Source organism: Erythrobacter sp. JB1-4 (genome assembly GCF_057365025.1).
Map to the genome: position 1 here is coordinate 2,796,363 of NZ_CP200292.1, position 20,800 is coordinate 2,817,162.

At 58.0% G+C, this 20,800-nt stretch carries 19 protein-coding genes; 8 read left to right on the top strand and 11 right to left on the bottom strand.

All coding sequences use genetic code 11. From position 1 onward, the window contains the following. Positions 1 to 155 precede the first annotated feature (155 nt). From AC0V61_RS13050 to AC0V61_RS13060, 3 genes are all read left to right on the top strand, one after another. Positions 156 to 1,007: a tetratricopeptide repeat protein gene (locus tag AC0V61_RS13050; RefSeq protein WP_486158208.1), complete on the top strand. Its 852-nt coding sequence runs from the start codon at positions 156 to 158 to the stop codon at positions 1,005 to 1,007. A gap of 55 nt (positions 1,008 to 1,062) precedes the next feature. Beyond that, on the top strand, positions 1,063 to 2,394 hold the full coding sequence (locus tag AC0V61_RS13055; protein ID WP_486158210.1) for a PQQ-binding-like beta-propeller repeat protein: 1,332 nt from the start codon (positions 1,063 to 1,065) through the stop codon (positions 2,392 to 2,394). A 70-nt stretch (positions 2,395 to 2,464) separates the two neighbouring features. Next, a complete protein-coding gene (locus AC0V61_RS13060) occupies positions 2,465 to 3,940 on the top strand; it encodes a methyltransferase family protein (protein ID WP_486158212.1) in 1,476 nt (491 codons plus the stop codon). Between the two features lie 86 nt (positions 3,941 to 4,026). On the opposite strand, the gene AC0V61_RS13065 is transcribed toward AC0V61_RS13060, so the two are convergent. From AC0V61_RS13065 to AC0V61_RS13085, 5 genes are all read right to left on the bottom strand, one after another. Then, the gene (locus AC0V61_RS13065) at positions 4,027 to 5,274 is read right to left on the bottom strand and encodes a cytochrome-c peroxidase (protein WP_486158214.1); all 1,248 of its coding nucleotides are present in this window, start codon (positions 5,272 to 5,274) and stop codon (positions 4,027 to 4,029) included. Between the two features lie 112 nt (positions 5,275 to 5,386). Next, positions 5,387 to 5,641, bottom strand: a complete 255-nt coding sequence (locus tag AC0V61_RS13070; protein WP_486158216.1) for a putative quinol monooxygenase — start codon at positions 5,639 to 5,641, stop codon at positions 5,387 to 5,389. Positions 5,642 to 5,706: 65 nt separating this feature from the next. Beyond that, positions 5,707 to 6,009 (bottom strand): putative quinol monooxygenase, encoded by a 303-nt coding sequence (locus AC0V61_RS13075; RefSeq protein WP_486158218.1) that lies wholly within the window; start codon positions 6,007 to 6,009, stop codon positions 5,707 to 5,709. 53 nt (positions 6,010 to 6,062) lie between these two features. Next, positions 6,063 to 7,433: a glutamate--cysteine ligase gene (locus AC0V61_RS13080; protein WP_486158220.1), complete on the bottom strand. Its 1,371-nt coding sequence runs from the start codon at positions 7,431 to 7,433 to the stop codon at positions 6,063 to 6,065. 83 nt (positions 7,434 to 7,516) lie between these two features. Continuing rightward, positions 7,517 to 8,287 carry a 16S rRNA (uracil(1498)-N(3))-methyltransferase gene (locus AC0V61_RS13085; RefSeq protein ID WP_486158222.1) on the bottom strand — a complete coding sequence of 257 codons (771 nt, stop codon included), beginning with the start codon at positions 8,285 to 8,287 and terminating at the stop codon, positions 7,517 to 7,519. A 38-nt stretch (positions 8,288 to 8,325) separates the two neighbouring features. Between AC0V61_RS13085 and AC0V61_RS13090 the strand changes: the two genes are divergently transcribed. The 3 genes from AC0V61_RS13090 to AC0V61_RS13100 are packed head-to-tail and all read left to right on the top strand — an operon-like array spanning position 8,326 to position 10,285. Further along, positions 8,326 to 8,730: a hypothetical protein gene (locus tag AC0V61_RS13090; RefSeq protein WP_486158224.1), complete on the top strand. Its 405-nt coding sequence runs from the start codon at positions 8,326 to 8,328 to the stop codon at positions 8,728 to 8,730. Then, entirely contained in the window at positions 8,727 to 9,659 is a 933-nt protein-coding gene (gene ubiA / locus AC0V61_RS13095; RefSeq protein ID WP_486158226.1) for a 4-hydroxybenzoate octaprenyltransferase, read from the top strand. Before AC0V61_RS13090 ends, ubiA begins: the two co-directional genes overlap by 4 nt. A gap of 5 nt (positions 9,660 to 9,664) precedes the next feature. Next, entirely contained in the window at positions 9,665 to 10,285 is a 621-nt protein-coding gene (locus tag AC0V61_RS13100) for an SOS response-associated peptidase (protein WP_486158228.1), read from the top strand. 73 nt (positions 10,286 to 10,358) lie between these two features. Here AC0V61_RS13100 and AC0V61_RS13105 read toward each other — a convergent pair whose 3' ends face one another. After that, positions 10,359 to 10,763, bottom strand: a complete 405-nt coding sequence (locus AC0V61_RS13105) for a VOC family protein (protein WP_486158230.1) — start codon at positions 10,761 to 10,763, stop codon at positions 10,359 to 10,361. Positions 10,764 to 10,878: 115 nt separating this feature from the next. On the opposite strand from AC0V61_RS13105, the gene soxR reads away from it, so the two are divergent. Beyond that, positions 10,879 to 11,379 carry a redox-sensitive transcriptional activator SoxR gene (gene soxR / locus AC0V61_RS13110; protein ID WP_486158232.1) on the top strand — a complete coding sequence of 167 codons (501 nt, stop codon included), beginning with the start codon at positions 10,879 to 10,881 and terminating at the stop codon, positions 11,377 to 11,379. Positions 11,380 to 11,406: 27 nt separating this feature from the next. On the opposite strand, the gene AC0V61_RS13115 is transcribed toward soxR, so the two are convergent. From AC0V61_RS13115 to AC0V61_RS13135, 5 genes are all read right to left on the bottom strand, one after another. Continuing rightward, positions 11,407 to 11,949 carry a SixA phosphatase family protein gene (locus AC0V61_RS13115; RefSeq protein ID WP_486158234.1) on the bottom strand — a complete coding sequence of 181 codons (543 nt, stop codon included), beginning with the start codon at positions 11,947 to 11,949 and terminating at the stop codon, positions 11,407 to 11,409. Between the two features lie 186 nt (positions 11,950 to 12,135). After that, positions 12,136 to 13,077, bottom strand: a complete 942-nt coding sequence (locus tag AC0V61_RS13120) for a sterol desaturase family protein (RefSeq protein ID WP_486158236.1) — start codon at positions 13,075 to 13,077, stop codon at positions 12,136 to 12,138. A 107-nt stretch (positions 13,078 to 13,184) separates the two neighbouring features. Then, positions 13,185 to 14,279 carry a helix-turn-helix domain-containing protein gene (locus AC0V61_RS13125; RefSeq protein ID WP_486158238.1) on the bottom strand — a complete coding sequence of 365 codons (1,095 nt, stop codon included), beginning with the start codon at positions 14,277 to 14,279 and terminating at the stop codon, positions 13,185 to 13,187. Positions 14,280 to 14,292: 13 nt separating this feature from the next. Next, positions 14,293 to 17,064: an ATP-dependent DNA helicase gene (locus AC0V61_RS13130; protein WP_486158240.1), complete on the bottom strand. Its 2,772-nt coding sequence runs from the start codon at positions 17,062 to 17,064 to the stop codon at positions 14,293 to 14,295. 259 nt (positions 17,065 to 17,323) lie between these two features. Then, a complete protein-coding gene (locus AC0V61_RS13135; protein WP_486158242.1) occupies positions 17,324 to 18,394 on the bottom strand; it encodes a transporter family protein in 1,071 nt (356 codons plus the stop codon). A gap of 781 nt (positions 18,395 to 19,175) precedes the next feature. Between AC0V61_RS13135 and AC0V61_RS13140 the strand changes: the two genes are divergently transcribed. Further along, positions 19,176 to 20,795, top strand: a complete 1,620-nt coding sequence (locus AC0V61_RS13140) for a lysine--tRNA ligase (protein ID WP_486158244.1) — start codon at positions 19,176 to 19,178, stop codon at positions 20,793 to 20,795. Positions 20,796 to 20,800 lie beyond the last annotated feature (5 nt).

The following is a 20,800-nucleotide window of genomic DNA, read 5'->3' on the forward strand; positions in this document are numbered from 1 at the left end:
TGGCTATGTTTCATTCGCTTCACCTTGGGTTCAATTTCGAAAAGCCAGTTTGGGATGGAAATGCGCACTAAACGTCAATGCCATTGCGCCATAGCCACACCGACTTTAAAGAGCGCGGCTAACCAAAAACAACAGTAACGAGGAACATCCGCCCCGTGGCGCGTACTCCGACACAAACACCAGACGATAAACCCGGCGAACCCGGCGGTGCTCCATCGCGCGAAGACGAAATTCTGATGCGCGAAATTGATGAGGCCGTTCGTCAGGACGACACTCTTCAATTCTTCCAGAAATACGGCGTACCCCTTGGTGGCGCGGTTGCAGTGATCCTTGTCGGCATGCTCGGCTATTGGTGGTGGGATAGCACCAATGAAGCGTCACTTGAGGCTCAGTCTGAGGCAATTGTGAGCGCGCTCGATTCTGTTGAGGTGCGCAATTTCGACAATGATTGCTCCGAGGCGGCTGAAGGCGACGAATGCGCTGAGGGTGCGAACCAAAAGGTTGAGGGTCTCATCGACGAGGGCTCTGATGGTGCCCGTGCGATGGCGCGCTTTGTCCAGGCAGGCTCAGCGCTTGAACTGGGCGATAATGCGCGCGCGGTTGAGCTTTTCGCCGCCATTGCAGCAGACCCCGATGCGCCTCAACCTTTGCGTGATCTGGCCTTGATCCGCGAGGTTTCGACCAATTTCGACGACCGCAAGCCTGAGGATATCATCGCCAAACTCTCGCCGTTGGCAGAGCCGGGCAACGCCTATTTTGGCAGTGCGGGCGAATTGGTGGCGATTGCTCACCTAGAGGCGGGCAACCGCGAAGAGGCAGGCAAACTCTTCTCAGCAATCTCGCAAGACGAAAACGTGCCAGAGACTTTGCGCAATCGCACACGGCAAATGGCCGGGCTTTTGGGCGTTGATGCGATCGTCGATGTTGAAGAATTGCTCGAACAGCAAGGCGCAGGCGCGCAAGGCGGGGCACAGGGCCCTCCACGCGGACCAGCGGGTCCTCAATAAGCGATCCGCACCTTGGTTAGGCGCATTGCAAGACAATTAAAGACGGGATTTTGAGATGCTGAACAAAAGGTCTGGATTGAAAGGCGCGGTTATCGCTGGCGCTCTGGCCATGGTGCTTACAGGATGTGGCGGCAAAGACCGCACCACGCCAACAATTGGCGACCGCACGCCCATCCTCTCTCGTATTGAGAGCGGCGCGACCGTTGATCCGGCGCTCGCCGGCGTTTCGGTGGTTCTACCGCCGGCCCAAGTGAACACCGAATGGGCGCAGGTCGGCGGCTCGGCTAGCAAATCCTATGGCCACCTTGCCTTGGCCGATACCCCCTCAAAAGCATGGACCCGCTCGATTGCTGGTTCGACCAACTCGGTTCGCCTGGGCGCATCGCCGGTCACTGGTGCTGGTAAGCTTTTCGTCGAGGATACCGCGGGTGTCATCTATGCCTTTGACAAAAAGACAGGCGCTGAGGTCTGGCGTGCTGAAGACACTGAGATGAGCTCTGATATGCGTCCTTCCGCGTTTGGCGGCGGGGTGAGCTTTGACAATGGCGTGGTTTACGCAACCAATGGCGCTGGCGATGTAAAGGCGCTTAACGCTGAGACCGGTGAACAGATTTGGAAAGTCCAGCCAGCGGGGCCTTTGCGCGGTTCACCCACAATCGCCTTTGGGCAGATTTATGTGATGACACAAGACAACCAAGTCATCGCCTTGAACGCTGCTGATGGCTCGCTTGCATGGAACGAGAGCGGTTCCTCAACCCAATCCGGCGTATTCGGCGTGGCAGCTCCTGCCGCAGGCCAAGGCACAATCATCGCGGGTTATTCTTCGGGAGAGCTTTCGGCCTACCGGTATGAAAATGGCCGCACGCTTTGGGCAGATGCTTTGGCAAGAACCAATATTTCGACCAAGGTGAGCTCGGTCACCGATATTGATGCTGATCCGATTATCGATTCAGGCCGGGTTTACGCGCTTGGCCAAGGCGGCCGGATGGCGGCCTATGAGCTTGTGACCGGACAGCGGATTTGGGAGCTGAACCTTGCAGGCATCTCCACCCCTGCAATCGCTGGCGAGTGGATTTTCACCCTGACCGATGATGCGCGCCTTCTGGCGATTGCGCGCTCGACAGGACGGGTGCGCTGGATCACCCAGCTTCAATCTTATCGCAATGTCGAGAAGAAGAAGGATCCGATTTTCTGGACAGGCCCTGTGCTAGCTGGCGGACATCTTTGGGTCGCAAGCTCGCGCGGCGAGGTGTGGAAGGTGAGCGCGGGAGAGGGTTCCTCGCAGCTTTTCGCAGACGTCAAACAGCCTGTGAGCTTGGCCCCGGTGGTGTCTGAGAATATGCTCTATATCCTTGATGATTCCGGCACAGTCCACGCCTGGCAATAGCGATCAGATCGTAAGAGCCGCGCAGGTGTGTGCAGCATATTAACCCTTTTGCCTTAGGGGCGAAGAGGTCATGACTACGGCCTCACACAGCACCGTTCATTCAAGCGCACCAAAGACATTGCCTAAAAGCGATGTGTCTTCCGGTGTCGGCTTTGCAGGCCTGCTGGGTCTGCTTTTGTGGGTCCTGTTCTGCCGCAGCTTTCCCCTCATAGCCGAGATGATCGGTCTTGAGGGCGAATATGGCGTTTTGTCAGGGCCTTATGCGTCATTAACGGCCATGTTGTTTACGGCTGGGCCGATGGCGGTGTGGTCTGTCCTCGTCGATAAAGTGCATTTGCGCGCTTCAACCGGGCTCGATTGGAGCCTCAAGCGGCCTTTGCAAGAGACCATTGGTATATCGTCGGTCAAGATCATCGGGCTTTGGGCAACTTGGGCGGTTCTTGCAGCGCTTTACGCATTATGCCGCTGGTATTGGGGCGGGGATTATCTGTTTGCGATGCAGGTGCTGGGCACTGCGATCCTGCCGATGATTGTGCTGTCTGTGCCCTATGTCATGTGGCTAGATCGCCATATGGTCGATCTCAAAGACGCGACTTGGCACTTTGGCGCTTTGATTGCCACAAATCCTGCCGATGAGGCGCGCCGCGACATTGATACGGAAGCGGTCAAGAAACATTGGCGCGCGTGGATCATCAAAGGGTTCTTTGGCGCCTTTATGATCTCAATCCTGCCCGGCGGCTTTGCCTATATCGTGGAGGCTGATCTTGCCAACGCTTTCAGCAATCCTGTCGCGCTGGGCCTGATCCTCATCTCCTTCATGTTTCTGGTGGATGTGCAGATCGGGACTGTCGGCTACCTCTTCACTCTGCGTCCGCTGGATGCGCACATCCGTTCAGGCAATCCATTTGTGAGCGGCTGGCTCGCGGCGCTTCTTTGCTATCCTCCATTCGTGTGGGGCATTATCGGCGATAACGGGCAAATCTTGAGTTATCAAAGCCACACGGCGGATTGGACCCACTGGCTGAGCGACCAGACATTCCTTTTGTGGGCCACGATTGCGTGGATGGTGTTCCTCACCTTCGTCTATGCATGGGCGACGGTGATTTTTGGCATCCGCTTCTCCAACCTCACCTATCGCGGTGTGATCACAAACGGCCCTTACCGTTACACCCGGCACCCGGCTTACCTTTCCAAGAACCTGTTCTGGTGGTTTGAGTTTATGCCATTTTTCGTGGTCACCAGCGGCTCTTACGTCGATGTCATCCGCAACTGCTTCTTCCTCGCGGTGGTCAACGCCATCTATTACTGGCGTGCTAGAACCGAAGAGGCGCATTTGCTCGCCGAAGATCCCAAGTATCGCGAATATTATGACTGGATGGAAGAAAACGGCCTTGTGACCGCGCGGCTTGCCAAGCTTAAGCGCTGGATTTGGGGGAAAGTGACTGGAAACCCTCAGAAAAATAGCCCGCCAAAAAATGGCCCAGACGCGGCGGCGCAAAACTTGGGGGCAACCCCGCCGCATCCGGGCCAGGAACCCGCTGAGTAGGCGGCGTCAGCATATCGCATCGGCCACCAAAGGGTCAGTTTACTCAGCGAGCATGATCGCTCTTTTCATGAAGGGGAAGAGAGCTTTCATCGGATAAATGGATCGCTAAACCTCCCGTCCGCAGCGAGACTCTCGTCGGTAAGCGTAAGCATGAAATCAACGAGAGCCTCACGGTCGGCCTCGGATAGATTGAGGCGGCGCGGGTTCCCATTTTGCTGGAGCCGATTGTCGAGCGCTGGGCCGTCTTGAACCCCGTCTGCGTAGTGATCGACCACTTGGCGAAGCGTGGTGAAGCGGCCATCGTGCATAAAGAAGCTGGAGAGGCCGACGTTCTTTAGACTTGGGGATTTGAACTCGGTCGTCTCGCCTGCATCAAGCCCGTTTGAATCGCTGTTTGCCGCCAGGGCAAAAGTCGGTGGGCGGTGGCACGCAGCGCATCCTCCTCCGCCATTATTGGTGCCCGTCATAAATATCTCGCGCCCGCGGTTTTCGCTTGCTGAAAAACCAGGCAGCGCCTCGTTCAAAGCGCGGTTCGGCGCGCCGGGGCCAAAGACTTGCGCATAGGCACGGTCCCAGCGGCTGTCAGAGGAGATCATCGCCCGCTGGAAGTGCGAAAGCGCCCGCTCCAAGCGGTCTGCGGTGATTTGCTCATCGCCAAACACAAAGCCGAAGAGGGCGGGGTAGTATTCCAAATCCTCCATCTTAGTGATCAACGCGGCGATCCCGCCATTGTCGGACCACCCCATTTCGGTCGCATCAAGGATCGGCTCCAAGGCTTGGTCCTCAAGGGTTTCCGCCCGCTTGTCCCAGAACATATCGCCGGGGGCAAAATAGCGGACATTGGCAAGGCGCATCGCATGTGCGCCGGTTTGCCCTGCGTTAAAGCCGGTCGAAAGCCGCTCATCATCGTCAAAGCCAATCGACTGTTGGTGGCAAGTCGCGCAGCTGGTGGTGTCGTTGACGCTCAGCGCCACATCGTAAAACAGCACTCTGCCAAGTGTTGCGATGGCATCGTTCACCTGATCATTGTTCGGCGTGTTGTCGATGTCATCGACGGTATCGTCGAAATAGACGGGCAGCGCGGGGTTTGCATAATTGTCGAGCGCTTCAAGATCGAGCGACAGGAATTGTTGCACCGTCTGATTGGCGGTTGCTGTTGTGCTGGTTGTTGTGTCGTCTGTTCCACCGGTGGTGCCGGTTGTAGTGGTCGTTGTTGTTGTTGTGGTGGTGGCCGCATTGGTGCTGCCACCCCCGCCGCCGCACCCGGCAAGAAGCACCGCGCTGGCGCAAGCGGCCAGCCATTTGTAGCTGCGATTATGCGTTTTGGAGTTCATGCCCATTGTCATCCTTGACCCACAGATTTTTGTTTCTGTGAGGTAGGACGCAGCGCAGGTTTGAAACCCGCACACATATTCTCAAAGTTTTTGAAAAGGTGCGATCTACAGGCTAGAAATGAAAGCCCTCATCGGCGGTTTCGTACCCCGTCAGCTCGCGCTCACTAATGGCGAGGGAAGAACATTGCGCGCGCCATTCTGCGATATGCACAGTGCGCAAATGCGCCTCCAATGCACCGCGATCGCGCCATTTCTCAAGCACCCGAACAAGGCCCGGGTCCTGAAAATCAAGGGCATAGGAATATTCAATACACCCCTCTTCAGCGAGGCTCGCATTGACCATATCGGCCATCGCAGGGCGCAGCACATCGATGATGCTGGGGGGAAACGGAAGGTGCCGATGACAACGATCACAATGTCTCTCGCTTTGTCTTAGCTAAGGGGAGAGCCGTCATCGGCCTGGAATTTCTTAAGCTCGGTTATCGAAATATCGAGCCCCGCGAGAGCCTGTTGAAACGTGGCCATATGCGGCGTGCTGAAATGGTAGGTAAGGGCGGCGTCATCGACCCATTTTTCAACGATGATCAGCTTGGCAGGGTCAAGCACATCCACCGCATACGAATAGGCGATGCAGCCCTCCTCTTTGCGCGATGCCTCAACCATTGTGGTGAGCGCTGCGCGGCCTTCTTCAAGCGCGCCTTCGCCAAGCGTGGCCTCAGCTAAAACGATCAGCATTTGTTTCTCCCCCGCGTTGAATGCCGTGTGAGCATAGCGAGGGAGGGCGCGTTTTAGAAGGAATGTTTATAGACCTGTGAAACGTCCTCGCCCCAGTCATTGTGATAAGCGTCAAGAAGGCGCTGCGCAGGGACTTTGCCGCTCGCAACGATCTCGTCCAGCTCTTCGAGAAAACCAGTTTCATTGTCCCCAGCGACATTGAGGCGGGCGCGTGCCGAAAGGCCGCCCCGAGCAATCTCAAGCACTTCGCGCCCCAAATCCTGCATTGTGCCGCCGCCGGGTAAGGGGGCTTGGAGGCCCAATTTCGGCGCATCATTGCGCAGTTTCTCACGCTCTTCCATCGACCAGCCTTTGACCCGGTCCCATGCGGCATCAAGCGCGCCTTGATCATAGAGAAGGCCCACCCAAAATGCAGGAAGCGCGCAAATGCGGCCCCATGGACCGCCATCTGCACCGCGCATTTCGAGGAAACTTTTGAGGCGCACTTCGGGAAAGGCGGTGGAAAGGTGGTCCCACCAATCGCTGGCCGTGGGACGCTCGGCGGGGAGAACGGAGAGTTTGCCCTCCATAAAGTCGCGGAACGATAGGCCCGCTGCATCGATGTACTTCCCATCGCGGAAGACAAAATACATCGGCACGTCGAGCATATACTCGGCCCAGCGCTCATACCCAAAGCCGTCTTCAAAGACGAAGGGGAGCATGCCGGTGCGGTGCGGATCGGTGTCTGACCAGATGTGGCTGCGGTAGGAAAGGTAACCGTTTGGCTTGCCTTCCGTGAAAGGCGAGTTGGCGAAGAGCGCGGTCGCCAGCGGTTGGAGCGCGAGGCCAACGCGGAACTTCTTCACCATGTCGGCTTCGGAAGAATAGTCGAGATTGACCTGAATGGTGCAGGTGCGCAGCATCATGTCGAGACCAAGGCTGCCCACTTTGGGCATATGATCCATCATGATTTTGTAGCGCCCCTTGGGCATCACAGGCAATTCTTCGCGAGTTTTGTCAGGCCACATGCCAAGGCCGAGGTAGCCCACACCGCATTTCTCGCCAATTTCCTTAACCTGCGCGAGGTGACGCCCGGTTTCGTTGCAGGTCTCATGCAATGTCTCCAGCGGCGCGCCAGAAAGCTCCAACTGCCCCGCAGGCTCAAGGCTCACCGCGCCATCTTTGCCTTTGAGCGCGATGACATGACCGTTTTCCTCAATCGGCTCCCACCCGAATTGTCTAAGGCTCATCAGGATGTCGCGGATGCCTGCGTCCTCATCATAGGATGGCGCATGCTTGTCGTCGGTGTGATAGACAAACTTTTCGTGTTCGGTCCCGATCCGCCAATTGTCTTTTGCCTTCTCACCTTTGCGCATAGGGGCGGTCAGGTCATCGAGGTTCTCGATCGTAGGCTCATCAGCTGCAGAAGCTTCGCGGGTGCTCATGAATGTGGGGTCCTCTTCTCAGGCGCCGCTTTAGGAAACGAAATTGACGTGGGGAAGTGTAATCTGCCTTTACCCGGGGCAACTCATTCTGTTCCCGAATTATCCCTTGATGCCCAATCCCCCGCTTGCGCCATCCAGATCGAAAGGCTCGCAATCGCAGCGGTTTCGCCGCGCAGGATACGCGGGCCAAGGGTAATTGCGCGGGCTTGGGGCAAGGCGCGGATGGCCTCCCGTTCTGCGTCGTCAAAACCGCCTTCGGGGCCCACAAGAATAGCGGCTGGACCGCTGTTCGCCGCAAAAGTGTGAGCGGCGGGCGCGCCGCCTTCTTCATCGGCAAAGTAAAGCGTGCGGGTGGCGGGCCAGTCTTTGAGCAGCGCATCAAGCTTCACCGGCTCTGCAAGCTCAGGCAGCGCTGTGCGCGCGCATTGTTCGGCGGCTTCTGTGGTGATGGTGCGGGCGCGTTCAGCGTTGAGTTTGTCCGCGACACAGCGGCGCGTGACGACGGGTTGAATGCGCGCGGCTCCCAATTCCGTCGCTTTTTCAAGGACAAGGTCGAACCTGTCTTTCTTAAGAAGAGCGGGGCAAAGCCAAAGGTCGGGCACGTTCTCGCGGGGGCGTAGGCGCTCGGCTAGGCTCAAATCGACCCTGCGTTTCTCGACGCGATCCACACGCGCGGCCCATTCGCCGGTTTGGTCATCGCACAAGATCACCGTGTCACCGGCCTGCACCCGCATAACCTTGGCAAGGTAGTGCGCATGGTTTCCATCAAGGGCAATCATGCGCCCTTCGCCAAGCTCATCCTCGACAAAGAGGCGCGGTGCGCTTTTGGGCGGCCAAGATGGTGTGGCAGGCATGGCTTTTCCCTAAGCGTTTGAGCGGCTAGGGGGAAGTCATGCGTGCACTTCTTTGCCAATTTGCGATTGCTTTTGTGTTCCTTGGCCTTGGCGGCTGGGCCTTGCTTGCGCCGCAAAGCGTGATCGATCTGGCACTGACGCAAAGCTACCGCGAGGACAGCTTTATCCTGCGCTTCATCATGGCGTGTTTCGGTGCGCAGGCGGTGATGTTTGGGATCATGGCGCTTGTCACGCGGTGGTCATCGAGGGCTTTTGCTGTCTTTGCCGTGGTGCTGATCCCGTTTTTCATCTTCAACTGGTATTTCCATTATGAAATGCCTGTGCTGACCTCGATCGGGATGCTCGATTTTGCCGGCAATGTCATAATGTTCATCGCCTGTATCCTCGGCTGGTATTGGGCGCGAGAGGATGAGAAAGGCATCGGAGGGTTGATCCGGCTATGAGCGAGCAAGCACCTCCTGATCTTGGCCCCGATATCGTCCCTGACAGCGAACACCGCGGCATCATCGCGCGCCTTCCGCAATTGCCGAGGGATTTGGCGCAGCTTGCCCGTTTTGACCGCCCGATTGGGTGGTGGCTCCTCTTTTGGCCGTGTGTTTTCGGCGTCTGGTTAGCGGGGGCTGGGCCGCAATTCGCGCTGCTCGGCTGGCTTTTGCTGGGCGCGATAGCGATGCGCGGGGCAGGGTGCGTTTATAATGATATCGTCGATGCGAAGCTGGATGCGAGCGTTGCGCGCACCGCTTTGCGGCCTGTTGCCAGCGGGCGCGTGTCGAAAAAGCTCGCTTGGGGATGGCTTATTGCGCTCTGCCTGATTGGGCTGGTGGTGCTCCTACAACTGCGCCTCACCGCGCAAATTGTGGCTCTTGCCAGCTTGGCTTTGGTCGCTGCCTATCCCTTTATGAAGCGTATCACTTGGTGGCCTCAAGCCTGGCTTGGCATGGTGTTCAATTGGGGGCTGTTGGTTGGCTGGACTGAGCTAAGGTTCGACAATTGGGACGCGCTGGGGGCAATTTATGCGGGCTGCATTTGCTGGGTGATCGGTTTCGATACGATCTATGCGCTGCAAGACCGCGAGGACGATGCGCTAGTTGGCATTAAGTCGAGCGCTCTGAGGATGGGGAGCCATGTGCACGCCGGGGTTGCTGCATTCTACGCCGCAACAATTGGGCTGTGGGGGCTGGGCATCTGGCTCTATCGCCCGGACTTCATCGCCTTGCTCGCGCTCCTCCCAGTCGCGGTGCATCTCTTGTGGCAAGTTTCCACCCTTGATCCAAGCGATCCTGACAACCCGCTAGAACGTTTTCGCTCCAACCGCTGGGCAGGGGCATTGATGGCTGCGGCGTGTTTTGTGGTCGGGAATGCGGGGGCTTAAGCGCCATGTGCAACCTTTACCGCATGACCAAATCGCAGGATGAAATCGCGCAGCTCTTTGACGCAGTGGACGCTGGTCCGCCTGCCAATTTCGGCGAAGAGGTCTACCCCGGCTATCCCGGTCTGGTCGTTGCAAGCGGCGCAAATGGTGAAGCCCAATTGGGCACAATGAGCTGGGGCTTTCCGCTCGTGATGAAGGGCAAGAACGGGCAAGCCTTAAAGCCCAAACCCGTCAACAACGCCCGCACAGATAAGCTTGATGGGTTCTTCTGGCGCTCTTCTTTTGAGCGGCGGCGGTGCCTTATACCGGTCTCAGCATGGGCAGAGGCGCAAGGGGCAAAGGGAGCCAAGACCCGCACATGGCTCTCGCTCCCCGATGCCGAAACCTTCGCCTGCGCCGGGGTTTGGCGCAAAAGCGAAGAGTTCGGCACGTGTTACTCCATGGTGATGACGGATAGCGCCGGGTCAGATGTGGAGAGCATCCACGCCCGCATGCCGGTGCTGCTTGCGCCTAAGGACTATGGCCTTTGGTTGCGCGGGTCGCCCGATGAGGCAAAGAGCCTTTGCAAGCCTTGGGATGCGGCAATTGCGATTGATGCGACCGATGATCCTTGGACGCGGCGTTGAGGTTTGCGAGGGGCATTGCGGGTTTTCCTCTTGGGCGGGTCAGGAAAAAGCGGCTCGCGCGGCATAATCTCGTTCATGACGCGTCCCCTGCATAGCTCACGACCTCAAATTCGATCCCGTCCCAATCAAAAAAATAGAACCGCTTGCCCGGCTCATAATCGTCATGCGCAAAAGGTTCGAGCCCTGCATCCGCGACCGCCTTTTCAGCCGCATCCAGATCATCGACGAGCAGACCCACATGGTTCAGCGGCTCCCCTTTGGAATACCGCTTCTTGTCGTCAGCACGGACCTCGTCATTGGTGTAAAGCGCCATGTATGTCGCGCCTTTTGCAGGCTCTCCGACATGGATTGTATCGCCGCCGAGTTGCGATTTGCCGCGCCAGCGTTCCTCCCACCCCAGCATATTCTTGAACAATTGAGCGCTGCGCTCTGGGCTGGTGACGGTGAGGTTTGCGTGTTCGATGCGTCCTAAAGCCATTGTTTCTACTCCTGTTTCTAAAGGGGCGTGACCCTGTGGCGAATCACTAAGTAGGAGCACCATGCGACCTCAACCTAAGTTGAGGTCAAGCTTTGATTGCGCTAAGGCAGGGATCATGGCCGGAACACATTCTCATCGCCCATTGTCTCATAGGGACCTCATCCCCATCGGCGAAATGGCGCGCCGCACGGGACAAAGCGTCTCCGCAATTCGCTTTTACGAAGATAAGGGCCTGCTCGAACCCATCCGAACAGGCGGCAATCAACGCCGGTTCCTGCGCTCTGATATCCGCCGAGTGAGCTTTATTCTTATCGCGCAAAAGCTGGGGCTGACGCTCGCGCAAATCCAATGGGTCATGCGCGATTTGCCCCATGGCCGCACGCCCACGGCCAAGGATTGGCGGCGGATCAGCAAAGCCATTCGCGCCTCAATTGATGCCCGCATTGCCGCACTGGAGCGCACGCGTGACACGCTCGATGGATGCATTGGGTGCGGCTGCCTCAGCCTTGAGAAATGCGCGATCTACAACCCGGACGATAAGCTTGGCGCAGATGGGTCGGGGCCACGACAAATTTTGAGTGAGGCTCTCGAAGCCGGATTGGTCAAAGACAAGTAGCTGGCACGTGCGCCATTACGCGCCCTTTTAAGCTCCGGGTGCAAGCTCAGGATCAAGATCACGCGGACGTTTGAAATGAACAAGCTTGCCGGTGAACTTCTTAAGGTCCGCCCAGCTGTCGATATCGCACTCTAAAATGGCAAAGGCTGCAGTCGGAAATTTGACCACGCATTCTTTGAAAAGATCGTTTTCGTGTGATGGTGAAACAAGCTCTAGGATCGTTTCATAAAGCCCCGGATTGTGGCCCGAAATGAGGATCGCATCGGGTTCGGCGTTGCCATTGGTGCCGTGCTCTTGGATCACTTCAAAAATGGTGTCGGGGCTTGCGAGATAGAGCCTATCATCGAAGTTGAGTTGCATTTCGGGGAGGCCGACTTCGAAGGTTGCTTTAACGCGGGTTGCAGGGCTTGCGATGACCATGTCCCAGACTTGTCCGTCGTCGCGAATATGGTCGCCCATGACCTCCGCGCCGCGCCGTCCGCGTTCGTTCAATCCGCGCTCAAAATCGCGACTTGCACCGTCGCTCCAATCGGATTTAGCGTGGCGCAGAATTCCCAATAGTTTTGCCAAGTGGCAGGCCCCCCAAGAGCATTGGCGTCGTCAAAGCGTTCCCATGCCATGACTTTATGCAAAATGAAATGCAGCAGTCTTGCCAAAGTGCCTATCGGTTTAGAACCGCTGGGGAAGGGCATCTTTGAAAAGACTGCTGCGGGGCGGCCAAACACGAGGAGACGGGCTTGGCCAAATCGGGCGAGATCAGATGAAGTTTGGATCAACCGCGATAAGCCATCCGTGGACAGTCACCGCTCCTGCAAGCATAGCAGCCATAGTCACACTGACCCGTTCGCTCGCATTTCGGGCGAGTTGGGGGAGGCCCCAAGATGCCATCAGAGGCTTTGCGTGTTTGCGAAATTCTTGCGCATAGCGTGGGTGCTCAGTGCCCATAAGGCGGTCCCAGAAAGTGAAGTAGAAGCCGTAATTGTAGCCTGACGAATGGTGCAGATCGTGGTGGGTCGTGGTGCTGATCCAGCGAGTGAGCGGATTGTCGACCCAGCCAGCGGGGAACAGCTCGGAACCAGCATGCGCCATCACATTGCGGATGATCATGTGCCACAAGAATAGGAGCACCGCGAAGCCTGCATATTGAAGGCCGATAAGGCTGGTGATGATCAGAAAGGCAGGCATGAACGCGGCCTCAACCACGGCTTCCAAAGTCGCGAAACTGTAAGCGGTCCAAGGCGTTGGCGTGCGCGATTTGTGGTGGTGAAGGTGCGCGATTTTGAACAGGGCCTTGGTGTGCATCGCGCGGTGGATCCAATAGAAATAGGCATCATGCACCAGCACAATCAGCGCAAATTGCCACGCAACGGTCACAAGCGGCGCGCTGTCCAGTTCGAGCTTGATAAAGCCCAATTCACGCCCTGCCAGCGTCACCAAAGTGACAAAGGCAAACACCAAAACGGTGCGAAAAGAGGAGAGCACTTCGCGGATGTAATCGGCGCGTGAGGCTTTGCGCTTTACCTGAATGCGCCGCGCCTGCGACCAGCTGCGGAAGATGAGGAGGAATAGCGTGAGCGCGCCTGCTGCGATCAGATATCGGCCAAGATCGAAGTAGAACACATTAACGAAATGCTCGGTAAGCAAAGCGGTGATGTGCTCGGCGGTGCTGGCGTTTTGGGATGCGGTGTTATGTGTCATGTCAAAGGCTCCCATCGGTTGGTGTGCCTTTGGTATGACGGATGTGGGCTCGCTGGTCTTAGCGAGACTGAAAACATGTGCTCAATTTCAAAATTGAGCGCATGTTTTTAGTTTTGATCGGTATCGACAACCGCCATGTCAGCGGGTTCTTCGACAAATGCGCGCTTGCGAAATTCGCTGGGAGATGAACCGGTTAGCTCGCGAAACGCACGGTTGAATGGGGCAAGCGAATTGTAACCCAGATCCATCGCGATGGTCAGGACAGGCAGGTCGACTTTCTCAGGCGAGGAGAGCATTCTTTGCGCCTCTGCCACACGGTATCCGTTTAAAAACGCGCTGAAATTGCGATGGCCAAGTTGTGAATTGATGAGCGCGCGCAGGCGATGCTCGGGCGTGTCGAGTTGCTCGGCAAGCGCTGTGATGGTGAGGCCGGGGGCGGTGTATGCGCCTTCATCCATTGCGCTCACAAGCTTGTCGTGGAGGACCTTCTCCTGAGGGCTAAGGTCAAGTTCGGGCACAATCTCTTCGGGCGGATTGGCCGCTTGTTCTTCGCCTTTGCGCGGCAGCAGGTCGCGATTGGTGCGGAAGAGGGTCAGCCCTGCAAAGACCATGATGACGAGGATAATCGTCGAATTAAACAGCGACACCGCAGGGTGACGGCTATCGACGATTGAGATTAACTCGAGCAGTTCGACAAACAGGATTTGTCCCGCTTGCACTGCCACGAGTAGCGGTAACCAGAGCCGCACAAGGCGGCGCTCTTCAACAAGGTCATCATCGCGCTCAAATATGCCCACCCGAACAAGGTCGGCAACAAGAGCCAGAGCGACCACGTGCAAGATCAAAAACCCTGCGCGCCATGTGTAATCGCCCAAGAAGTTCTGCAAAAACCAGCCCAGCACCATGAGCGCGGCGGCGCCCAACATGATGCGCCGTTCGGGCTCGCGCTCAACCAGGCGGCGTCCGAACAGCCAGATGAAAAACGGGGTCGAGAGCGACACAAAGTCGATCCACGGGTCAATAATCCCGCGAGCGCTCATAAGCGGCGTTGAATTGAGCATATAGCCGATGACGCCCACCAGCATACCGATCAGCGGCACGCGCACAGACAGGCGCACTTCGCTTGCCACGACCATCGCGATCAGCGTCAAGCCGCTGCCGATGGACATTAGGCGGATGAGGTAATCCCACTGTTCTAACATCGGCCAATACCCATCATGCGAAACTATCTGGGATATTGTCGTGCAAGTTTCCAGTGTTTTGATCAGCTGGCGATGGGTCTTCGCCGATCAGGCCGTCTTTGACCCGTGCGAGCGCCTCGTCGAGAGTCACTCTGCGCACCGCCGTACCATCGGGAAAGGCGCTCAGCAGGCGCGAGGGGAAAGCGGAGGAGAGCACGATAAAGTGCCCTGCGTCATCCTTGTTGCGGATCAGACGCCCGAAGGCTTGGGCAAGTTTTGCGCGGATGATGCGGTCATCGTGCTTGCTGCCGCCGCCGGCTGCACGGCGGGCCTTATGGAGGATGTCGGGGCGCGGCCACGGGACCGCTTCGAGGACGACGCAGCGCAAAGACCGGCCCGGTACGTCCACACCATCGCGCAGGGCATCGGTGCCAAGCAGACTCGCCTTGGGGTCATCGCGGAATATGTCCACCAAAGTGCCCGTGTCGATGGGGTCCACATGCTGCGCGTAGATCGGCAGACCCTCACGTGCCAATCGGTCGGCGATGCGGCCATGGACCGCGCGCATGCGGCGAATGGCGGTGAAAAGGCCAAGAACGCCTCCTTCGCTGGCCTCGATAAGACGCGCGTATGCTCCCGCTAGCCCCGGCAGGTCGCCTTTCTTGACGTCGGTGACAATCAGCACCTCGGCGCGTTTGGCATAGTCAAAGGGGCTGTTGGCTTGTGTTAGCAGCGGCTGGCTTTCGATGTGGGCTGCGCCTGAGCGGGCAATCGCGCTCTCCCATGGATCACCTGTTTCGCTGCCAATCCGGTCGGTGAGCGTAGCGCTCGTTAGCATGACGCCGTGTGCTGGCTCCAAAACCACTTTGGCAAAGGGTTTCATCGGGTCGAGCCAGCGGCGGTGTATTGCAACGTCGAACTCACGCGCGTCCGAGCGGTCAACCGCGAGCCAATCGACGAATTCGGGGTCGGCAGGCCCACCAAGGCGCACCAGCAGCGATTCCCACGCGCTGAGCAAATCCGCCCGCCAGCTCAATGAGAAACGCGCGCCCTCGATCCGCGCCCGGCCTTGCCCATCGAGCCAATCGGGCGGGTCAGCCATAATCGCCTCGAGCCGCGCGCCCAGCTTCATGAGCGGGGTGCGAATGCTGGCGAGCGCTTCGGCGGCGGCATTTGCGGCTTCGATGACTTCACCGGGGAGGCCGGATGCTTCGGTTTCGATGCCATAGCCTGCCTCCTGCCCCGTCTCATCACGGGCGTAGGTGACGGTGCGAACGCTCGCGAGGAGGTGCTCAAGCGGGCCGGATGCGGCGTCCTCGTGCAAGCGTTGAAGCCAGCCGTCACTGGGGAGGGCAGCGGCATTCTCACACGCTTGATCAATCGCCTCGCCGCCTTCCTCGTCATAGCTCGCAACATCGGCAAGCCGTGCAGCAAGGCCTCTCCTGCGTCCCCGGTTTTTGCGCTCTGGTCCGATAATCCAGCGCCTGAGTTCAATCGCTTCTTGGCCTGAGAGCGTTGCGGCAAAGGTCGAGTCCGCAGCTTCGAACACATGGTGGCCCTCATCGAAAATGATGCGGGTCGGGCGCTGTGCATGGTCGCGGCCTCGCGCCGCATTGACCATCACAAGGGCGTGGTTGGCGATCACCAAATCGGCCTGCGCTGAGTCGCGTGCGGCGCGCTCGATAAAACACTTTCGGTAGTGCGGACAGCCTGCATAGATGCACTCGCCGCGTTGGTCGGTCAGCGCTGCAATCCCGCGTTTGCGAAAGAGCGTGCCGAGCCATCCGGGGAGGTCTCCCCCGATCATATCGCCATCACGCGTAAAGCTTGCCCAGCGCGCCACCAATTGCGCGAGGATTGCGGGGCGCCCTGCAAAACCGCCTTGCAGCGCGTCTTCGAGATTGAGCAGACACAGGTAGTTTTCACGCCCCTTGCGCACGACCACGGGCGGGGTGCCATCGGGGCGTTTCACAGGCCAAGCACGGCGGCTTTCTGTGCGAAGTTGCCGCTGGAGGTTCTTCGTGAAGGTGGACACCCACACTGTGCCACCGGATTGAGCGGCCCAAAGTGATGAAGGTGCCAGATAGCCCAGCGTCTTGCCAATCCCTGTGCCCGCCTGTGCCAAGGCCACATGCGGCAGTTCGCGGGCGTCGCGCGGCGCGAATATCTTGGCAGCATCTTGTGTGTAGGCCTGCTGCCCTTCGCGTTTCTCGGCCTTCTCTCCGGTGAGCGCATCAAGCTTTGCCACCACATCGGCAGGAGGCATCTCCACCTGGCGGGGCGGCCCACGATCGCCTGCCTCTTCCCATTCGGGAAGCGCTGAAAATAGCCATTTCTCCGCCCGCTCAGGCCGGGCAATATGCGGCTTGATCACCTGAGCCCAAGGCCATCTCAGCCGCTCTAAGGACTGCAATGAGGACCAAGCACCGGCGCGCTCAAACCACTCCGGGTCCTCGCACGCCTCGACCATTGCGCCTGCCGCCATTTGCAGAAACTCAGGCACCGCCTCATCGCCTTCAGGCTCTTCCAACTCCAACGCTGATGCAAGGCCGCGCGGGGTCGGTACACAAAACCGCGCCGGATACACAAAGGCGAAAAGCTCCAGCAGGTCGAGCCCTGACAAATCGGGATAACCCAGCCGGTTTGCCACCAGCGGCGCATTCAGCAAAAGCACCGGTGTATCGGCGGCTGCCATAATCGCATCACCTTTGGAGGCTGCCTGCGTCCCGCCATTGGCCGCTCTGAGCCAATTGCCCGAATGGCTGGCATGAAGAGCGGGGAGGGGAAGAGGATTTGCGCCGGACACAGTCCCCTTTTGATGGAGGTGCAGCGCCGCAATGTAAACGTGTGAGCACGAGACTTCTGTGGCTACACAAGCGCCTCGCAAAAAGAGGGACGACCCGGCCTCTCAGTCCCTCAAAATGGGATGCCGTGCCGCCCCTCTATTGCGACCCTTTCGCCTGACACCTCTGGAGAGCCAAAGGCGCAGCGGTCGGGCAGTAAGTATTCGGTGCTCCCGCCCCAAAGGTTACACAATGTGCAAACTCCAAGGGGCGGGAGGTTCCTCAGAAGCTTTTCTGAACGCCTACCGTAAGCGTATAGTCGGTCGGCATTTGCGGGCCATTGAGGTCCTGCACAATCGGGATACCGCCCTCGACACCAAGCCGCCAGCCTTTAAGCGCGCCGCCTGTGGCTGCAAAGTTCACGCCGACAAGTCCGGTGAGGCTCTCACCCCCCTGAAAATCGGGGTTTGCCGTTTGCACGGGGCCCGCGATCAGAGGATCAATGCCGTCGATGCGTCCGATGGTTTCAGCCTGGAGCCTGCCGGAAAGCGCAACGCCTTCCACCAGCGATGCCGCGACCCAAGCGGTCGCCTGCGCGCGGTTGCCGTAGGAATAACCTTCGGAGTTATCGCCAAGCCGCACAGTGCCACGCACTTGCGCGCCCCAGCCAAGCCGATCGTTTTGGTCGCGGTATGTGATGCCTGGTTCAAGGTCGAAGGTCCCTGATCCCAATTGCATGGGATAGGGAAGGCGCACCGTTGGATTGCCTCCCATCGGCGTCAAAATGTCATCGGTTTGCGTAATTGAGCCGGTCGGTAGCGAAAGCCCTGCGTTGATGTGCACATTATCGGTGATCCCGATAAGCGCTGCGACCTTGGTGTCGCCAAAGCCCGCTGGGCTTGTGCGGAAGGTGCCCAATTGGTTTGTGCCCATACCGCCTTGGAAAGTGATGTGGTCCATCTCTTTTGACCAATAATTGGCCATCACCATCAGCGTCACTTGATCACTCAGACCATACATGACGCCTGCCATATGCATGTCCATCCGCATTTCGGTTGGGACAATGCGCAAGGTGGGCGGCTGGCCCGGATTGCCAAAAAAGCGATTGGGAACGGTGGTCACAACGGTTTGCGGCGTCACACTGTCAGTGCCAATCTGCACTCCGCCCATGTCCATATGCATAAGGCGATAGCTCACCATCCATTCGCCTTTGGCGTGGCGGTGGTCACCCATAACGCCGATGGGCGCATGGTCGAGAGCGTTGATGTGGCCTTCATCGGCCAAAGCGGAAGTGGCGCTGCAAAGCGCAGCGGTAGCCGCGAGCGTGCTGCCCGCAAAGTTAAACGGTTTCATTGGAAAATTACTCCGATTGATCTGAAAATATGAGGGTTTCAGACCCGGAGTGGTGGCCCCCTGGCTTCGTAAGCGGGGAATGGGGGGCGTGTCTGGAGGGCGCGGATTGGGTCGGCAACGGGCGCGCTTGCAACTGTTGCGACTGCTCCTACCAGAGTGGGTTCGGGCGGCAGAGTTGGGCCGCAAGCCGAACAGCACGGATTAGCGCTTGGGTCATTGCCGTGGCCTTCGTGCCCGGAATGCCCCTTATGGTCAGCGTGGGGTTGATGACCTTCATGCTGGGCATGCGCCTCCAGATTTGCTGCATTGGCCTGTTCGATAAACACACAGCACGGAGCGCCCAACACCGATCGTATGCCGATCGCGACCAGCATGATGGCAAGCAGGAGAGGGCGGGACGTCTTCATCACCTTGGCTAGGCCTTTAGCGCGGTTGTAAACTTCGGCAACCGCCAATTCGACCAACGGTCCTTACGGGCCGCTGTTTTAGAGGTCGCTGTCCTAACGGTCGCTGTCCTACAGGTCGCTGTCCTACAGGCCGCACGCTGGGTTAGGTACACAGGATGGCAAGGCTTTGGACATTGTATTTGCTCACCAAAACGAAAGTTGACACATCGCGCGCACGATTTCGCTGCAACTCCATGAAGCGCTTCGACTTTCAGGCATGTGAGAGTTTCGTAAGCGCGCAGGCGTCAGTGTGCCGTATGAGGCGGCTCTTCGGTCACAAATGCGCGGTTTTCGCGCTTGTGGGCAAGCAAACGTGCCCCTAAAAGCGCCCAGCTATGACAGACAGTACACTCCTCGAAGCCGCACGTTCTTCCAAAGCTTGGCCTTTCCAAGAGGCTCAGCGCTTGCACAAACGGCTGCATGGCAAGGGTGGGAAAGGGAAACCCGGCGGTGAACCGGTGCTGTTTGAAACGGGCTATGGTCCCTCAGGTTTGCCGCATATCGGGACCTTTCAAGAGGTGCTGCGCACCACATTCGTGCGCCGCGCCTATGAAGCTCTCACCGGTGAGCCCACGCGGCTGATCGCGTTTAGCGACGATATGGACGGTTTCCGCAAAGTGCCCGGCAATTTGCCTAATCAGGCTATGCTGGCTGAGCATCTTGGAAAGCCCCTGAGCCGTATCCCTGATCCGTTTGAAAAGTATGAGAGTTTTAGCGCGCACAACAATGCAATGCTGCGCGAATTTCTTGACCGCTTTGGGTTTGAGTATGAGTTTATCGCCAGCTCATCCAAGTACAATTCAGGCGCGTTTGATGATGCATTGAAGAACGTCCTTCGCAATAATCAGGCGATTCTCGACATCATGCTCCCGACATTGCGGGCCGAGCGCGCGGCGACCTATTCACCGATCATGCCGATCTCGCCAAAGACCGGCGTAGTGCTGCAGGTGCCGGTCGAAGTCGTCGATGCCGACGCTGGCACGATCCGTTTCACCGATGACGATGGCGAAGTGATCGAGCAGAGCGCCCTTGGTGGTCAGGCAAAGCTCCAATGGAAGGTCGACTTTGCCATGCGCTGGGTCGCGCTGGGCGTCGATTATGAGATGTACGGCAAGGATTTGACCGACACCGGCGTTCAGTCGGGCAAGATTGCGCGCGTGCTTGGCGGCAATAAGCCTGAGGGTCTCATCTATGAGCTGTTCCTGGATGAAAAGGGCGAGAAGATCTCCAAGTCGAAAGGCAACGGCCTGACGATTGAGCAGTGGCTGGAATACGGGACCGAGGAGAGCCTTGGCTTCTACATCTTCCCCAATCCCAAGAGCGCAAAGCAGCTCCACACCGGTGTGATCCCGCGCGCGGTTGATGATTATTGGCAATTCCGTGAGCGCCTCGCTGACCAGCCTCTGGATAAGCAATTGGGCAATCCAGTGTGGCACTTGCTGCGCGCCAATCACTCGCTCGCAACGCCTGAGGCTCCAGGGGCGGGCGATACGGTTCCGGTGAGCTTTGGGCTGCTGTTGAACCTTGCAAGTGTTCTGGGCGCAGAGGCGACGGCAGAAAACCTGGCTGGCTATGTTGCGAGCTATCTGGGAGAGACCGAAAGAAGCGCTGACCTTGATCGGATGATTGAGGCAGCGGTTGCCTACACGCGTGATTTCATCGTGCCCACGCTCAACAAACGCGCGCCGGAAGGTAGCGAGGTTGAAGCTTTGCGCGAACTCGATGCCAAGCTTGCCGATGTCGCGCCTGATATGAGCGCTGATGACTTGCAAACGCTGGTCTTTGAGGTTGGCAAGAACGAGGCCTATGGCTTTGAAAACCTGCGTGATTGGTTCAAGGCGCTTTATCAAACGCTGCTTGGATCAGAGCAGGGGCCGCGCATGGGCAGCTTTATCGCACTTTACGGGGTGGAGCCCACGCGAAAGCTGATCGCTGAGGCTTTAGGCAAGGTCTAAACCCG

What these genes read in the sequence shown, in the direction of transcription:
- AC0V61_RS13055 (WP_486158210.1), top strand. Translation starts at nt 1,063, where the DNA reads ATGCTGAACAAAAGGTCTGGATTGAAAGGCGCGGTTATCGCTGGCGCT.
- AC0V61_RS13060 (WP_486158212.1), top strand. Translation starts at nt 2,465, where the DNA reads ATGACTACGGCCTCACACAGCACCGTTCATTCAAGCGCACCAAAGACA.
- AC0V61_RS13065 (WP_486158214.1), bottom strand. Translation starts at nt 5,274, where the DNA reads ATGAACTCCAAAACGCATAATCGCAGCTACAAATGGCTGGCCGCTTGC.
- AC0V61_RS13075 (WP_486158218.1), bottom strand. Translation starts at nt 6,009, where the DNA reads ATGCTGATCGTTTTAGCTGAGGCCACGCTTGGCGAAGGCGCGCTTGAA.
- AC0V61_RS13080 (WP_486158220.1), bottom strand. Translation starts at nt 7,433, where the DNA reads ATGAGCACCCGCGAAGCTTCTGCAGCTGATGAGCCTACGATCGAGAAC.
- AC0V61_RS13085 (WP_486158222.1), bottom strand. Translation starts at nt 8,287, where the DNA reads ATGCCTGCCACACCATCTTGGCCGCCCAAAAGCGCACCGCGCCTCTTT.
- AC0V61_RS13090 (WP_486158224.1), top strand. Translation starts at nt 8,326, where the DNA reads ATGCGTGCACTTCTTTGCCAATTTGCGATTGCTTTTGTGTTCCTTGGC.
- ubiA (WP_486158226.1), top strand. Translation starts at nt 8,727, where the DNA reads ATGAGCGAGCAAGCACCTCCTGATCTTGGCCCCGATATCGTCCCTGAC.
- AC0V61_RS13100 (WP_486158228.1), top strand. Translation starts at nt 9,665, where the DNA reads ATGTGCAACCTTTACCGCATGACCAAATCGCAGGATGAAATCGCGCAG.
- AC0V61_RS13105 (WP_486158230.1), bottom strand. Translation starts at nt 10,763, where the DNA reads ATGGCTTTAGGACGCATCGAACACGCAAACCTCACCGTCACCAGCCCA.
- soxR (WP_486158232.1), top strand. Translation starts at nt 10,879, where the DNA reads ATGGCCGGAACACATTCTCATCGCCCATTGTCTCATAGGGACCTCATC.
- AC0V61_RS13120 (WP_486158236.1), bottom strand. Translation starts at nt 13,077, where the DNA reads ATGACACATAACACCGCATCCCAAAACGCCAGCACCGCCGAGCACATC.
- AC0V61_RS13125 (WP_486158238.1), bottom strand. Translation starts at nt 14,279, where the DNA reads ATGTTAGAACAGTGGGATTACCTCATCCGCCTAATGTCCATCGGCAGC.
- AC0V61_RS13135 (WP_486158242.1), bottom strand. Translation starts at nt 18,394, where the DNA reads ATGAAACCGTTTAACTTTGCGGGCAGCACGCTCGCGGCTACCGCTGCG.
- AC0V61_RS13140 (WP_486158244.1), top strand. Translation starts at nt 19,176, where the DNA reads ATGACAGACAGTACACTCCTCGAAGCCGCACGTTCTTCCAAAGCTTGG.